Here is a 14,827-nt window from a genome sequence, read left to right as displayed (position 1 = left end):
TGAGTTAGAAAATAGTGGTTTTAGGAGTAGGATTTGTTTCTTGCTGAACCGCACTAAAATCCAAATCATGTGCAACAAATACCTGAAGTGGACTTCCTTGGTTAATCCACAAAGTCGGTGGAATCATACCGCGTTGTAATGTTTGCTGTGCGGTTTGGTTGAGACTATTGGCTACTGCCAACCGATAGGCTTGGGAAGCATTATAAGACGCGTTACCCCCCGCAACACCGACATTCGATGTACCTGCGCCTAATATCGAAAGCAGTGCGGCCGTACCAAACTGTTGCCAAAAATGGCGATCAATCCTATCCGCCGACATCCCTCCCATACCTAACGCATCCACACCGGGTGAGGCTAGATTCAGATTGATACCCTCGGGTGTTATTAAACGTGTCCAAACCACAAAAACCCGCGACTGCCCTTGTAGCATGCCGCTCTTGTATTGTCCGATTAAGCGACTCCCTGGTGGTATTAATACCTGCGAGCCATCCTCAGCATAGACAGGTTGGTCGACGATGGCTCGTAAAGAACCTGGCAAATCGGAATTAATGGCCGTTTCTAGGGTGGCATGGAGCAACTGACCTTGTGCAATCAGTTGATTAAGAGGGCCTATTCTTTTTGCTTGCACCGTTTTATCCGAAACTTTGCCCGCCTGTTGTAAAAATTGCGTATTAGCATCCGTCATCACGTTTTTTTCTGAGGATTTTTCTACGAGGGCATTAGCTTGATGGTTATTTTCTGTGTTAAATAACATCATGGGTGAGGATAGGCGTTGTTGCAATTCTTTTTGTTTCGCTTGTAATACCGCAATCTGTTGCTCGGATAGGTTTTTTTCGGCCGGTTTTTCTAATATAGGAGAAACTTTGACTTGTTCTGGTTCGGTTTTTGGTAAAGTATAAGCCTCCTCTACAGAAAATTCCGTTTTATTGCTTATTTTTCTAGCATGGAAATAAAACTGTGTGGCTAGTAAAACTAATAGCCCACCCAGAATGACAAGAAGAAAAGGCCTTTTATAACGGGCTTCGGCAATTTCAGGTAAACCCTCGGTAGATGATGGTGTCGTTTCGTTGTTTTTTTCTTTCTTTTTCATGATCTTCACCGAATGTTTTGCCAATCACCAATCATTGCATCGTTATAAACACTGGTAACATAACTACCGCTCCGTAAAGTAAATTGTGGTGCCGTAGAATTGACTACGATGTAGTTTCCTTTTCTATGGTAATTGACTAAGGTTTCTTTGCGATTTTTATCGACAATAAAAATGGCGGGTAAGGTGTTATTAAAACGGAAATACGTAAATTGATTATTACAATCAAAGGCTTCACGCGGTGCTAAGCGTTTGTCCCCTGTAAAACTATATTTCCAGTTAATTTGGTGTGGGATCGCAAACACCCACTGCATTGGGCTGCTCGTTACGATTATAGCCACCCGTAGGATAGATAAAGCGTAATTTATACGTCGGTGAAACTTTTGCAGGCGTTGAGTCTAGCTGAAAGTTGTAGCTATTCACATGGGTTAATACCGTCATGTTAGTTTTTGATTCGGTGACGGGCTTAATGAACAGATTATTTTTAACGGGCACGGCTTGCCAGGCTAAGCTATCACCGATAGAGACTGTTTGTATTTCTTCAGTAGGCGCCAAGACAATTTGGGTTTCGTAACCATAGTGCCCATGAATAACGACCACATTATTGGGGTCGTAGGTTACTACTTTAATATGCCGGTCCGCTGTAACCTTTCGGGGAATTAAGGCCGCTTGAGTCAAGGTACTTTGTACTAGGATAACCATCAGTAAAAGAAAACTTATTTTTTTATTCATGCTTATCATGTCCCCCATTATTTAAATTAACTGGCGTCACTTGATAATAGATCACGGTAAATCCGAGTGGATTTCTATCCAGTTGCGTTTGCGTGGCTTTCATCGACTGATATTGCCATTTTAAAATCGCCTCTTGATGGACAATTTGTTGTGTATTGGCCGTTTTATCACGTAATTGTTTTTCAAAGCGAATAGCGGCGGTATTGTCATTTAAACGGGAAACTGATAATACACGCACGGTAATCGCTTTATCTTTACCGTATTTTTGATAGGGTGAATTAGCTAGGTTGCTGCTCACTTCGGCATCGTATTGTTTACGAATGATTGCATTCGATTGTGCCCAGGCTAGTTGGTAAGGAATTTCTAAATTATCGCTATCGTAGCTTTCACGATTCATCACATAATGAATAATAAAATAGCGCGTCATTTGCCAATTTGCAGTTAAGCGTGTTGGCTCTAGTTCACCAAGTTTGGTGACTTCACCTGTCGCTTGATTAAACGCATAGAGATAGGGAACTTTTTGTTTGAGTGGAATCAAGCACGCTATCACAACTAATGTAAGCAACAATGCGGTAAGTAGTGCCGTATTTATTATTAGTGAATAACGCAGCCAAATCGTTTTACTGTAATATCGATCATAACGCCAATCCGAAGCCGCTTGATAAAATGCATTACCTGGATCCACGCTCTTTTCTTCTGCTAAGGCTTTTTTCTTATTTTTTAAAGTCGTCATCATTCAATTATTTTTTCCCTGTTCTACCGCTGAATGAATAGCTGATTGTTTTTGACCTTGCGCTTTTTTTACCATTGCGCTTCCAGCAGATTTAAGACCTTTTCCGGTTAAACGCGCGGCTGAATTAACTCCCGTGGTATTTAAAGCTGATTTCACCATACTGCCTATCTGACCTAATGCGCTTAAGGTCAATCCACCACTTAAACTACTGGCAATCGATAAACTTTGTTTTAATAAAAAGGCGGTTACTAACGATAAACCACCAAACAGTCCTACTGTAAAAAAATCAGGAGCACCTTGAAGCGCTTGCTGATTAAGGTCCGGTAACACCAAATTTATCAGCGAAAGCATCAACGATAAAATACTTGCGGTGATAATCGGGATTAGTGAAAAATTAAATAACTTTTGCAACCAACTCACAAACCAACCGCGTGTGGATTCCCAAAGCATAAAAGGTAGAAAAAGAGGACCTAAGGCCAAACCAATGGCCATCGCAAGTTTAGCGTAGATTAAAAGTGCTAAGGCGGTAAGAGAACATAAAAAGGTAAAAATGATAACGAGAATAGCGCATAAAAATTTTTGGATAGTAAAACTACTCAATAATTTTCCGGCCGCACTCATGCCTATACCATAAACTTGGTTTAAAGCCTCTGCTATTGTTTTATCCGTCGTAAACTGATGATTGGAAGCATTAACAATAATTTGAGCTATGTGGTTAGGTTCATTAGTAAAAATATTGTAGATAAAAAGCTGGTATAAAGACCAGTTTATTATTAGGCCATAAACCATGAGTAAAACAAGGATATGCCGATTAAGCGTGTTAAAATCAGCACTCAAAGTATGTAACGTAAAACGATAACCTAATACAAGAATATAAACAGTACATAACAACGTCAAAGCATAGCCATACTGTTGTAGAAACTGTTGATAGACGTTATGAACAAAACCTTCAATCGTTTGATCGACAGCACTTAAGGTATCAGTTATGAATGTATTAACAGAAAGCGTGCTCATTGTTCTTTACCAAGGAAATGTAACGCTTTTATTTTTTTCCAAAAAGTAGGGTCTCTCAAATCTTCTACGGTAGTCGTAGTGGGAATAACATGTCTATCGATTAAGCGACGATAATATTCTTGTGTCCACTCATTACATTTCTTTTTTAACGAATAATTTTGTTTAGAATAACTGTAATAATAGGCACATTCGTCAATAGGATAACTGCCTCCTCGTAAGAAAAACTCTTCATCCATAACTTGAATCATGTTTGTATCAAGTAAAGGATTTTTATGACCACAGGCGGCCAAAAGACTAAAACTAGTGAATAAGACGCTAAATAAAATAAATTGTTTAAAAGGTAAAAATAATCGCATAAATATTTTCTCCATTTACCACTAATTAATTTTAGTTTTAGTGCCACAAAACGTGGCATTTGCATCACAAGGGGCTTGCAGTGGTTTAGTTACACAGCCGCTTAGCGATAAGACTAAAAACAGTGCTAATAATGCCGATAGATATTGCCTCATTTGTTAACTCCTCCATTACTTGGTATTGCCTTCAAAATTTCGTACTCAGAAAACGAGCCGTTTGTATGGCATCATTGACTTCCGCTTGTGCATCAATCGCGTGTTGTTGATTGAGCAGTGCTAACTGACGCAGTGTCTCTAATTGAATCAGATTGTTCTCTATAGTTAGTCGACTCTGTAAATCTAGCGATTGTTTCAGTGTTGTTGTACTACCAATCTGCTGGCGTAATTGATTGGCATAGTTAATCTGTTCTTGAATCTTGTCATAACCCAATTGACTAGCGGCTCTCGCGGCTAAGGCCGTTTTTGCTTTTAAGGCATAGTAAGCTTGATCGCATTTATTCGGATTAACCTGGTTATAGAGTGGTGTATCCACAGGGAATTCCTTCTCCAGAAAATGAAGGGTTTGGCCTAATAGACTGCTATTGCCGCCTTTTCCGGTCATATTAAGGATAGCTTGCCACTGATCGGTGTTTTCGCCCCAGGATTGATGATCGGTAAATTGCCAGCGTCCCCATTCAGACTGACCCGATACCGCTGCTTGAATTTGGTCCGTTAACCCTGCAATGGTATTTTGTATGCCGGAAATCTGCTGTTGATAGCCTTGAATTTGTTCGGCGATCATCAATAGGTCACTAATCGGATCTGCGGCACTGGGAAGCGGTAAAAGGATGAGTAAACTAAGAATAGTAATTTTAATCACAGGAGCCAAGCTCAATTGAGTCGTTAACATCCTATTTTCTTCACTTTTCTTCGTTGCTGGAAAATGGGTAACCAGATGTTGGGGTCATCCCCGACTTCTGCACGAATGCTATCCAATAAGGCTACGGTTTCTTTTCGTCCTGAAATAACGGCAATTTCATCGTCTAAGCCGTGTAAATTTGCTCTTAAGACAACGGATTCTTTACCTCGACCATAATTAAGCAAAAAATAATGACTTTCACTCGGTAAGGTTTTAATAAGTTCAAATTCACGTTCGCTTAAACCAAAGCCCTCAATATACGTTTTTCTATCCGCACTGGGATTAGGAAAAAAGATTTTGCAGGCGGCCGCTTCATTAATCGGCGTTTGAATGGCTGATGACAAGGTATCGTAAGCTGCTTGTGTAGCCAGACCAAAAAAATTGTTTTTCTTACGTGGTGTACGCGATAAATCATTGATAATTTTTTTAAAGTATTCATCTTGTAAGGCAAGCCAGCCTTCATCAAGAAAAATCATGCCACGCTGGCCTTCGAGCTGCTGACTAAAGCGATGCAACAAATACATTAACGTGGGTGTTTTGCAGCATTCGTCTTTGAGAATATGGCTTAAGTCCAAACCAATAACGTCAGCGTTGTAGTGATCTTGTTCAAAACAATCACCCGTATTGTCAAACAGCCAAGCCTGTTCACGGCCACTGTGCCACAGTTCAAATCGTGCACGCAGCGAACCTGGAATATTCGCGCCGAAAAATGGCGCAATATGGCAAAATTGGCGTTCTTCGGGATTTAAGCGATACATCCCCGTAATCGCCTCTTCAATGGTTTTTATTTCTTGTTCGTCAAATGGTTTATGGCAAGATTTTAAAAGTTGTTTAAAAAGCTGTAATAAAAATGTGCGGTTTTCTTTAGTATCCGCTAATTGACAAGGATTAAAGCCAGTTGCTATACCTGGTTTTAACACCTCATAGATGCCCCCCAAGGCCCTAACTAAAATTTCTAAACCGCGATCTTTATCGAAAATAACCCGTTTGCCACCGAATTTCATACTTTGGGTAATGAGAAAGCCAACTAATACCGTTTTACCACTGCCGGTTGCACCGACAACAATAAAATTACCGACATCCTTATCGTGAAAATTAAAATAATAAGGACTGCCCGATAAGGTTTCTAACACCGTCACCGCATCACCCCAGAAATTATCCTTAAATTTTCCGATAGGCGAATTATGTAAGCTCGCCAATGCGGCCATATTTTTTGTAGAGATGTCCGCTTCCCTGACAATATAAGAAAAATTTCCAGGTAATTGCGCCCAGAAGCCGCATTCACAGGCCATGTCTTCTCGAACACATACAATGTCGCGATCGGAAAACAAAGCGATGATCTCACTCACCTGTTGGTTAAGTTGTTTTTGACTGTCGGCATAGCAAACTAGAGTAAAATGGTGTTGACCATAACCCGCTTCGCCACTAGCCGCATCATCAAAGGCCTCGTCGATCTGCTCGGTTTGACGTAGGGATTCTTCTTGAGTTTGCTGCATATCGTGTTGCTGATCCCGTAAACGGGTTTTAGCTAAATGGCGATCATAGAACCGAAACGATTGGGTTAAGGTATATTCCGCTCGTAAGCTATTTAAACTGTCTAATAAACCTTGGTAGGTGATGGATGGATACGCTTTAATAGCGAGTACCGCCGCAAATTTTTTGCTATGATCACTGGCACGGCATTCTATGGTTCCTGAATGACGATTAAAAAACAGCCGCTTTCTCGGTAGATAGGTTGAAGCATCTTGGAACAGTAGCGGTACAGAATACTTATCGTAGTTAATTAATTGGCCTATAAATTCTAGTGGCTCTGAAAAAAGCTGTTCGCCTTTTTGATAAAGACTGAGTAGTTGTGGTTGATAATCTGCTAAGGTTTGCAGTACATTCTGTGTGATGGCCGTCAAGGCAAGCTGTGTTTTGGCTAGTTGTCGTTGCTGTGCGATGTGGTCTGCTTGCTGGCTTAATTTTTTGATCCAATCAAACCCTTGATTTAACACACCTTCGGCCGGTTTTGTGACGATGCCTGCATAGTGTTCATGATGGAATAAAGGCTGCTGCTGTATTCTTTTGCGATAGTTTTCATTTAGTTGCTGCGCAAATCCTGGTTTAAATTCACCGCCTGGATACTCCGTGGTTTGGCGACCCACCGTCCAAAAATAAACAGCGTATTCCGACGAAAAGTGTTTAAACAAACTATTGCGGCGGTTTTTATAGGCGTCTAAGATTTCCTCGCTTTGTGTAATACCGTCAATACCCGCTAATCGAATAATTTGAATTAACTGACCGTTTTTATCGATCAAGGTATCGTTGTTATAGTGGCCTATAATATTAATATGTTGTGAAGCATTGGTTTCCCTTTTTAAAAAGGGGTTCCATTTAAATCCCGCTTGCTTTTTTCGTTTTTTCATTTTTGTTAACACCGTTTTTTACTCTAGTTGGTAACTATTCGTGCCGCCCCAAAACGAATGATTCAATACGGGCGGCGTTTGTGTCAGGTATTTCAGCCATACGCGGAAAAACTGTAAATCCTTCATCGTTAGGCGAAATAAAATCAGATGAACTAGGCCAAATAATGGAATCCCTATTAATGTGTGTAAATCAATACACAACATCATGTTGATTGCCAGATTTGCAAAAAACAAACGCATGGGAACACCCATAAAAAGCGGTGGCCGTGTTAAGGCTAACGCTAACGGATCGACTTCAAGTTGGTAATCTTTGCTCAAGCGAGCTCCTTTTATTATTTGTTCCTAAGAAATTAATAGATGTAATGCTCTGGCGACACCACCCGCACCAAACATAATAGCAATGCCGACTAAGGTTTGTAGAAATCGTTTCCATTCTAAATAATGGCCTGCACAGAGTAAGCCCATGCCAATAATAGCGACGGTAGCAATCGATAATCCGGTTGCGCCATAAACGGCATCAATCACATAGTTAAGTCCTTGACTGACCGGCGTATCACCGCCAAAAGCCCATACAGATGAAGAAAAAATAAAAGGGAAAATAATAAGGGGAGAACGAAGCAGAACTTGATAAATTTTATTTCCTTTTTTAAATCGATCAGCCATCATGGGTCTTTGCTAAAAAGCTTATTTTAATAGCTTTATTTTAACGTATTTTTTATTTTAATGCAGCTAAAATTAAGCATTTTTCTCTATTACCCACTCCTGATTTTTTATCCTTTTTTGTTAATAAGTTGATCGTTAAAAGTAAGGATTAAGCATTTTTTTGTTGTTTTAATAAAGGGTGGGTTGCCATACGGCAGGAGGAATTATCCCTCCCAAGAGCAACAGTTAGCTAAATGACTGTTATAAATTTTTTAGCTCTCCCCCTTATGGAGGAGGGTATTTTATGAATAGTCACATAGGATGCTTGTTAAGCACAATAGTCATGACATACTGCTCTATCATTTTTAATATTACGTTGGACCTTTCCGAGTTGTGCTTGATCAGAAAAAATATGTAAAAACTTTCTAAATCCATTGCAGTCTTCAATATCGTTTGCGGCTTGTCTTAGCTCCCTTATTATGTTGTCTTGGCAAACATAGAGTAAGTAAAAAGGTTGATGCGATATAACATTTCCACTTATTAGGGCATAAGCGGATTTTTTAGCTGTTCTCATTTTAGATAAAACAACCTTAAGTTGCTTTTTTAAATCGTGGATGCGCTTAATAATTTCTTGGTTATCGGGTAAACAATCCAACGTCAACTTTTTAAGCGTGGTGAATTCGTAGGTTCCAGTTCTCTGGTTTTTTTTAGTAGAATATCGATTTTTTTGCAGTTCTACTTGCTCCCCAAAAAGGGTTAAGAATTTTTCAAGCGCGTTATAGGATTCGATATCGTCTGCAACTTTTCTTAAGCACTTTATTATGTCGTCTTGAGCATAGTACAGTGAGTAAAAATTTTCATGAGGTATAATATTTTTACCAAATAGCTCATAAGCGGATTTTTCATCTTCTTCCATTTCAGAAAGAATATCTTCTCCATGAAAGTCACGTTCAAATTTTTTTTCTAATTTGTGTAAACACTGGATAATTTTTCTGCTGCCGGGCAAACAATTCAAAGCTAATTGTTGTAGGGTATTGGATTGGTGTATTATAGTGGAAGCCATTTAATTTACTCCGATATAGTAGATTGTGGTTAGCTGGTAGGCTAGGATTCGTAGTCCTGACTATCAGCGCTTTCTTAAGATGTTTTATTTTTCTCATTTTTTAATTTATTCCTTAAATATACTATATTTATAGTGTTTTTGTCAATAATAGTGCGTTATTAAATTAGTATTTTTTAGAGAATTTATTAAGGAAAATAAATTTAAATTCTATTAAAAAAACAAGCACAACTTACCACTGTTTAAGATTACAAAAACTCAGAAGTTTTATAAAACATAAACATGCGAACCATGGTCAGTCAGTTAATCTAAAGAGAAAATGAATCTTCTAAACATTAAACGGTACTAAACCCTTAATGCGTTAGCCTCCTTGTATGCGGTTTGCCGCATGATAGCGACTGAACGGAATTTATTAAGAATACTGAATTAACAGGCGCGAAACACACAGGCAACGCCTGTGCCTGAAATAAAAAAGATCACAAACCTTTTCACATTGTTAACATAAAAAACTATCTTATTTAACTGTATTTTTTGTAAGGTACGAATTTTAATGGTAACAGAAATATTCTGTAGCTATTTTTACGAGTAAGTTACTTTCACCTTTTGCCAGAAAAATTTTCCTACTTTACTGATATAAAAGGCTTCGCCTGGCTGTAAATCTTGTTTTATTGAGTCAGGATGAATAATAAAGGATTTATTACGTTTTACACTACCCATCCCCGTTGAGGCGTCTTCGCTGATCTGCGCCGTAATATCAAATCCATCTTGCGTACCTACCCAACAGGCGATGCTCTCTGCACTTTCATGATCATTAAGCCGATGGCAGATTAACGTATTAACGCAATTTAAGACTTGCTTTTCAAAGTCAGTATCGACTCGTTTTAAGTCTGCCAAACCTTGGGTGCCAAAAATAGCATGGATTCCTTTTCCACGTCCCATATTGACAAGATTTAAGACCTGCTCACCTGCAAATACAGAAAACTCATCAAAAATAGTAAAAATACGCTGTTTGGTTTCTAAGCGGTCAATAACAGCCTTAATATCGTTAATAATTAATTTGCCTAAAACTTTAGCAAAACTGGGGAAACGTAGTGCCGGCAAAGCAAAGTACACAATACTGCCTGACTGGATGACTTCTGCCAGATTAAATGTGTTTTTCGTTTTTTCAAAAAAAATCCCAAGCTCAGAGTAAATGAGCAGATTTAAATGTGCTTGCAAACCAGTAATGTCCTTCGTGTCATAACGCTGCAAACGGGATACACGCTTTTTTAGTGATTGATCGGTAATGGCGCGTGTTTTGAGAGCGAGTTCTTGAAAATCTAAGCAATTAACAATCGTTTTTAAATCAAAGTTCTTTTTTAGCGTCAGTAATACTTCAAATGTGGTTTGTAAGTAATCTTCAGCAATAGAACGATAATAATCATTTTCCCAGTGATCTTTGAGGCTAATTAGTTTATCTTTCAGTTCTGTATAGCCACCGTGTGCTAAGGGATCGTAGTGATGATAATCTCCACAGTTAAATCCATAGAAAGCGCGTTGATAGTCTTGAGATTTTTTCTGAAGCCAGGTCACATTTTCTTGGGTAGGCTTACCATCGACGATAATCAGTGGATAGGTCTTCTGTAGTGCGCGTTGATAAAAACGGCGTAAGGTTATCGTTTTCCCGCCGCCGGTTGTGCCTAATACTAAAGCCATTTGATTCACGGCAGCGTCGGGAATAATAACCGCTTCCTTCGTCGCAGAAATGCCTAATAAGGTTCCGTCCTCGTTTTTTTTATTTTGACGAGTCAAGCGTTTATGCCAAGGGTTCCGATAAGATAATGCTTTGCCACGTTGAATCGCTTTTAATTCCCATTCATGCGTAGAATTAGGAATCCATTCGGTCATGCCTAATACACTAGCCAACAGTAGCGGAAATCCGACTAAATAATAAAAGGCTTGCTGATACGCAACTCCCAGCGCAACCGGAAAACCTTGGGTGAACAAGGTTTTCCAAAACATAAGATGGTCAACAAAGCCATCGTCGATGAGCTTAAGGAAAGACAATGTAAAATGCGCTTGCCATTCCATCAAAAAACAACTGTAAACCGCCAATGAAATACCTGTTAAAAATATCTGCCAAACGGAATAACGAAGTCCTCGGATAAAAACAAGAAAACACAAAAGACCCAGTAATCCTACCCCGAGTTGCCATAAACAACAGAGGCCAATTAACAAGCACTGAATGGCTTCTCGTGGACGTTGTAAGAAACTGTTATCCTGTACTGACATGATAATTTGTTGGTTGTTTTTCTAAAAAATGCTTCAGTAAGTAAATTTTAACAAACGACATCGCTTTGGTTGCCTCCTGTAATCGCGGTTGCATAGATTCCTTACAAAAATACCAAACTTCTTGAATTGAGAACTGGCTGGCATAGGACTTTAAAATATCGTCTAAACGAAGCTTACTTTTGTGAGACAATTCAACTTCAATAGCAATTTGTTTATCGTCGGGAAATACTAAGACGCCATCAGGTAAATGGCCGTGCTGGCCTACACCGAGCTTATATTTATCATGTTTTAGTTTTCGTTCACTGATCCAGGTCACATCGGGGTAAAGGTCCCTAAACTTTAAATAGAGAGTTAATACCGTCAGATCATGCCGATAGTTAGCCAAGGGAACTCGATGCAACGGAGGTAATGGAGTAAATCGTGCTCCTGCAGCGGTTAAGCGAAATAATCCATGCTGCTTATAAAAGATTCGTTCATGCTGTACTAAATGATGACGAATCAACTTATTAATTACTTGATAGTTTCTAGGTTTTCGTAAGCCAAAGCGTTGATTGAGCTGAGGCATTTCACAAAAACCAAATTCATTAATAAATCGTAAGATATCCACATCACGTGACGTTAATTTCAAAAAGGGATAATCCTAATTTTTTTATTATAAAAAATTGGACTCCATTTCGTGCCAATAAGCAAGCATAAATTTGATGATTTGGATTTTCATGTTCAACTTATTGGATAGTATAACCAAATCCGGTTAACGTAATTATTCCATTTTTTTAGCACAACCCCATTCTTAATCACCTTCAATTCTTTACACTATTATTTTCTTCTTCTCGCCTCCTCCTCCTCTCTCTCTCTTCACTTCTCACACAAGATTTACTTACATGCCCGCCCAACAGCCATGACCTCAGTTTTACAAGACACGAAGAGACGATGGAAAAGTGAGGTCATGGCTGGTTTCTACACCGTAGAATGGGCGGGCAGACCTTGTAAATCAAGACAAAAAGCACTTTAGAGTTTACTAGACTCAGAATAGATATCGCAGTTTAAAATTTTATTTGCTCTATTTTGTAATAGAGAGTTCTATAATTAAATTGATTTTTTTATTTAAACGTATTATACATTTAATATTAATTGAAAAATTTATAAAATTTTATTACTATAAATTAGAAGTTTATCGAAGTGGTATTTTTAAATTAGATACAACAAAATTTTTACCAACTATAAAGGGATGCTTATATGTCAAATGTTATTACCAATAATTCCAATTCTTCTCATGTAGATAAAAAGCAGCGTAAAGATTCTAAAGTTAACAAAGTTTCAGAGTTACAACCGAAACGAAATGGTTTTATTTCCGGCTTATTAAATGGTTTGTACAGCTCTACACAATTTATTTTAAATAATCCAGCGAAAGTACTGACATTAGGTTTAGTTGGTCAAGTTGTAAGTAGTAGTGCTTTAGGTAATTTTCAGGGTCAGGCTTCTTCAAGAACTAATAATTCAACTGATTTACTACTTTTAGATAAACCCCATCTTAACGAGAGTTTAGCTCTGATAGAACAACGGATAGGATCCTCCGTACATATTGAAACTAAGCAAGAAAAAGATAAGGTGATTAATTTTAAGATATCTAGGAGATTAAGACAATTAGATTTTGAATCACAGAGAAAAGATAGTAACAATAATGTAGCAATAAATAGATTGAAGTGGCTTAAAGAAGATATAAATGACTTTAGTGTAAATTTAAATCAGACAGCTGGTTCCTATCAAGTTAATGTGGATACTGAAAATAGACTACATATCTTGATTGATAGGTTAGACAGTCTTAAAGAGAATATACCGCTAGAATATATAGGGGAATTAGAAGTTATCAACAAACAACTACAAAGTTTGCTATTTCCACTGAATGATCCAAAAATTACGGATGAAAAGGACGCAAAAGAGTTAGCTAACTCTAGTAAACAATCAAGGAATCCTAGACAATCTGGTGTGGGTCCGCAACCTCCAAATGAGAATGCTCAGATAATGACTAATTTAAGCTATCTTCAGGAAGATGTAAATGATTTGAAAAACAGAGTAGATAGGGTAACTAATTCTGAAGCTAGTTTAGCTGATGTATTGCGTATTAAAAATGAGGCTGAATCCAGAATAGCTACTTTAACTGCCCGATTAGATAATATTAAAAGAGATGTATATCAGGAACATTCAGTGCAAATAGACGCTATTAATCAACAAGTACAAGGATTGCAATCTCAGCTGGATTCAATTAATACGGCACTCTTACAAAAAATAGCCAATATTGAAGGCAAGCTTACAGAACAGGATAAAGAAAATGCAAGACGAAGAGAAGCCGACCGAGATGCCAATAAGCAACGTGCGATTCAAGATTGCATTGCTGCTATTAGAGACGGAAGCCCGGAACAGGCAAATACTAAATGGCAGCATATTATAGAGTTAGACACTAATAAACATTGGTTTAAAGAAGAACTTGAACATATTATTCGAGAAGCTTATGGTAGTTCTTTAAGTAATTTTAATAAAGTAGAGGGCTTTATTAGCCGTTTGCCTTTAATTTCGCAGTCAGCAGTGGGTTACAAAATCCTTATAGAAGGAATGAAACAAAATGGCCAATTTTTTACGCCAGAAATGGTACGAGTAGGGTATCGAATTAAAGAATATATGGATATGCCTAATTATTCTAATATTGGCCAAGAATATAAAAACATTTATGATTCGCTAAAATCTGGTTTGCCAGAAGCTGTTAGACATTTATTATGGCGTAAAGTTTGTCTTAGAAATACAGTGAAAAATAATGAATATTTATATTCAGCCAATAATTATTTTAAATATGATGATGATAGATGGAGAGTGTTTACATGGCGTTCTGGATATCCGGGAAGCCATGCTGTTTGGAAATTTGAAACTTATGATCAGGGAAAAACATTTGAGATAAAAAATAATTATCGGGGACAATATCTATATGCGGCTATTGGTGATTTAAAATATGATGATGATAGACGACAAATATTTACGTGGCGTAACGGAAATCGAGTTCAAAAAAATGAGTGGAGAGTTGAGTTGTTAACAACAGATGACTCTAAAGATGGTTCAGAAATTGCATTGTGGAATGATTTTTATGATGAAACACTTTATGCAGCTGCTGATGATTTAAAATATGATGATGATAGGCGTCGAGTATTTACTTGGATACCAAACACTCCTTTGTTGCAGGCTCGCTGGAAGATTGAAGATTGTGGATCATATGGTAGTAGAAAACGTCGAGATCTATCGGAAAGGTTTACAGTTGTTAATGCAATGCTCGCTAATGAAAAACTGGATCAAAAGGATAAACTAAGAGGTGTGTCGGGTAGGAATTTAGTAGGTACTGAGGTAAATAGTAATGCTGTTAATAACAGCAGCGAGTTATCTTTTTTAAAAAATAGTTTTGGAAGTAACTTGCTATTTTTTGGTGTTCAGCGACCTCAAACAGCTTTGTTGGATGGCAATGCGCCGTTTTCAAATTTATCAGATGTAGGGGATACTCACTTAAGTGCTCCTTATCAAGGAAAGTTGAATACAACTCTCTCAAAGTAATTTTTTTAAGAATACAGTTAAATAGAGTGCAGTAATAA

General features: G+C 37.9%; 15 protein-coding genes. 1 reads left to right on the top strand and 14 read right to left on the bottom strand.

Going from position 1 to position 14,827, the window contains the following annotated elements:
* Nucleotides 1-4: 4 nt before the first annotated feature.
* From DMP02_RS01225 to DMP02_RS01165, 14 genes are all read right to left on the bottom strand, one after another.
* A complete protein-coding gene (locus tag DMP02_RS01225; RefSeq protein ID WP_126322298.1) occupies nucleotides 5-1,090 on the bottom strand; it encodes a TrbI/VirB10 family protein in 1,086 nt (361 codons plus the stop codon).
* A 5-nt stretch (nucleotides 1,091-1,095) separates the two neighbouring features.
* Nucleotides 1,096-1,401, bottom strand: a complete 306-nt coding sequence (locus tag DMP02_RS07435) for a TrbG/VirB9 family P-type conjugative transfer protein (RefSeq protein WP_126322297.1) — start codon at nucleotides 1,399-1,401, stop codon at nucleotides 1,096-1,098.
* Nucleotides 1,367-1,819: a TrbG/VirB9 family P-type conjugative transfer protein gene (locus DMP02_RS07430; RefSeq protein WP_172593952.1), complete on the bottom strand. Its 453-nt coding sequence runs from the start codon at nucleotides 1,817-1,819 to the stop codon at nucleotides 1,367-1,369. Before DMP02_RS07430 ends, DMP02_RS07435 begins: the two co-directional genes overlap by 35 nt.
* A complete protein-coding gene (locus DMP02_RS01210) occupies nucleotides 1,812-2,555 on the bottom strand; it encodes a virB8 family protein (protein ID WP_126322295.1) in 744 nt (247 codons plus the stop codon). Before DMP02_RS01210 ends, DMP02_RS07430 begins: the two co-directional genes overlap by 8 nt.
* Nucleotides 2,556-3,566 carry a type IV secretion system protein gene (locus DMP02_RS01205; protein ID WP_126322294.1) on the bottom strand — a complete coding sequence of 337 codons (1,011 nt, stop codon included), beginning with the start codon at nucleotides 3,564-3,566 and terminating at the stop codon, nucleotides 2,556-2,558.
* Nucleotides 3,563-3,922, bottom strand: a complete 360-nt coding sequence (locus DMP02_RS01200; RefSeq protein WP_126322293.1) for a hypothetical protein — start codon at nucleotides 3,920-3,922, stop codon at nucleotides 3,563-3,565. The genes DMP02_RS01205 and DMP02_RS01200 overlap by 4 nt, the downstream gene beginning before the upstream one ends.
* Before the next feature lie 21 nt (nucleotides 3,923-3,943).
* Complete coding sequence (locus DMP02_RS07425) at nucleotides 3,944-4,075, bottom strand: hypothetical protein (RefSeq protein ID WP_269471418.1); 132 nt, start codon at nucleotides 4,073-4,075, stop codon at nucleotides 3,944-3,946.
* A gap of 31 nt (nucleotides 4,076-4,106) precedes the next feature.
* Complete coding sequence (locus DMP02_RS01195; protein ID WP_126322292.1) at nucleotides 4,107-4,808, bottom strand: type IV secretion system protein; 702 nt, start codon at nucleotides 4,806-4,808, stop codon at nucleotides 4,107-4,109.
* Nucleotides 4,802-7,225: a VirB4 family type IV secretion/conjugal transfer ATPase gene (locus DMP02_RS01190; RefSeq protein WP_126322291.1), complete on the bottom strand. Its 2,424-nt coding sequence runs from the start codon at nucleotides 7,223-7,225 to the stop codon at nucleotides 4,802-4,804. Before DMP02_RS01190 ends, DMP02_RS01195 begins: the two co-directional genes overlap by 7 nt.
* 18 nt (nucleotides 7,226-7,243) lie before the next feature.
* Nucleotides 7,244-7,543, bottom strand: a complete 300-nt coding sequence (locus DMP02_RS01185; RefSeq protein ID WP_126322290.1) for a type IV secretion system protein VirB3 — start codon at nucleotides 7,541-7,543, stop codon at nucleotides 7,244-7,246.
* Nucleotides 7,544-7,567: 24 nt separating this feature from the next.
* Nucleotides 7,568-7,891 carry a TrbC/VirB2 family protein gene (locus DMP02_RS01180; RefSeq protein ID WP_126322289.1) on the bottom strand — a complete coding sequence of 108 codons (324 nt, stop codon included), beginning with the start codon at nucleotides 7,889-7,891 and terminating at the stop codon, nucleotides 7,568-7,570.
* 304 nt (nucleotides 7,892-8,195) lie between these two features.
* On the bottom strand, nucleotides 8,196-8,930 hold the full coding sequence (locus tag DMP02_RS01175; RefSeq protein WP_126322288.1) for a hypothetical protein: 735 nt from the start codon (nucleotides 8,928-8,930) through the stop codon (nucleotides 8,196-8,198).
* Nucleotides 8,931-9,506: 576 nt separating this feature from the next.
* Entirely contained in the window at nucleotides 9,507-11,198 is a 1,692-nt protein-coding gene (locus DMP02_RS01170; RefSeq protein WP_126322287.1) for a type IV secretion system DNA-binding domain-containing protein, read from the bottom strand.
* Nucleotides 11,182-11,826, bottom strand: coding sequence for a hypothetical protein (locus tag DMP02_RS01165; RefSeq protein WP_126322286.1), 645 nt, complete (start codon nucleotides 11,824-11,826; stop codon nucleotides 11,182-11,184). The genes DMP02_RS01170 and DMP02_RS01165 overlap by 17 nt, the downstream gene beginning before the upstream one ends.
* Nucleotides 11,827-12,434: 608 nt before the next feature.
* Between DMP02_RS01165 and DMP02_RS01160 the strand changes: the two genes are divergently transcribed.
* The gene (locus DMP02_RS01160) at nucleotides 12,435-14,789 is read left to right on the top strand and encodes a hypothetical protein (RefSeq protein ID WP_126322285.1); all 2,355 of its coding nucleotides are present in this window, start codon (nucleotides 12,435-12,437) and stop codon (nucleotides 14,787-14,789) included.
* Nucleotides 14,790-14,827: the final 38 nt, after the last annotated feature.

The sequence above is a fragment of the Candidatus Rickettsiella viridis genome, from assembly GCF_003966755.1.
GTDB classification, from domain to species: domain Bacteria; phylum Pseudomonadota; class Gammaproteobacteria; order Diplorickettsiales; family Diplorickettsiaceae; genus Rickettsiella_B; species Rickettsiella_B viridis.
Note: the sequence above shows the minus strand (reverse complement) of the source record. Positions and strands in the feature narration are given on the sequence as shown.

Bases quoted from the DNA above. Each gene is read 5' to 3' on its own strand.
- DMP02_RS01190 (WP_126322291.1), bottom strand. From the start codon at position 7,225: ATGAAAAAACGAAAAAAGCAAGCGGGATTTAAATGGAACCCCTTTTTA.
- DMP02_RS07435 (WP_126322297.1), bottom strand. From the start codon at position 1,401: ATGCAGTGGGTGTTTGCGATCCCACACCAAATTAACTGGAAATATAGT.
- DMP02_RS01205 (WP_126322294.1), bottom strand. From the start codon at position 3,566: ATGAGCACGCTTTCTGTTAATACATTCATAACTGATACCTTAAGTGCT.
- DMP02_RS07430 (WP_172593952.1), bottom strand. From the start codon at position 1,819: ATGAATAAAAAAATAAGTTTTCTTTTACTGATGGTTATCCTAGTACAA.
- DMP02_RS07425 (WP_269471418.1), bottom strand. From the start codon at position 4,075: ATGAGGCAATATCTATCGGCATTATTAGCACTGTTTTTAGTCTTATCG.
- DMP02_RS01195 (WP_126322292.1), bottom strand. From the start codon at position 4,808: ATGTTAACGACTCAATTGAGCTTGGCTCCTGTGATTAAAATTACTATT.
- DMP02_RS01175 (WP_126322288.1), bottom strand. From the start codon at position 8,930: ATGGCTTCCACTATAATACACCAATCCAATACCCTACAACAATTAGCT.
- DMP02_RS01180 (WP_126322289.1), bottom strand. From the start codon at position 7,891: ATGATGGCTGATCGATTTAAAAAAGGAAATAAAATTTATCAAGTTCTG.
- DMP02_RS01225 (WP_126322298.1), bottom strand. From the start codon at position 1,090: ATGAAAAAGAAAGAAAAAAACAACGAAACGACACCATCATCTACCGAG.
- DMP02_RS01210 (WP_126322295.1), bottom strand. From the start codon at position 2,555: ATGATGACGACTTTAAAAAATAAGAAAAAAGCCTTAGCAGAAGAAAAG.
- DMP02_RS01170 (WP_126322287.1), bottom strand. From the start codon at position 11,198: ATGTCAGTACAGGATAACAGTTTCTTACAACGTCCACGAGAAGCCATT.
- DMP02_RS01200 (WP_126322293.1), bottom strand. From the start codon at position 3,922: ATGCGATTATTTTTACCTTTTAAACAATTTATTTTATTTAGCGTCTTA.
- DMP02_RS01160 (WP_126322285.1), top strand. From the start codon at position 12,435: ATGTCAAATGTTATTACCAATAATTCCAATTCTTCTCATGTAGATAAA.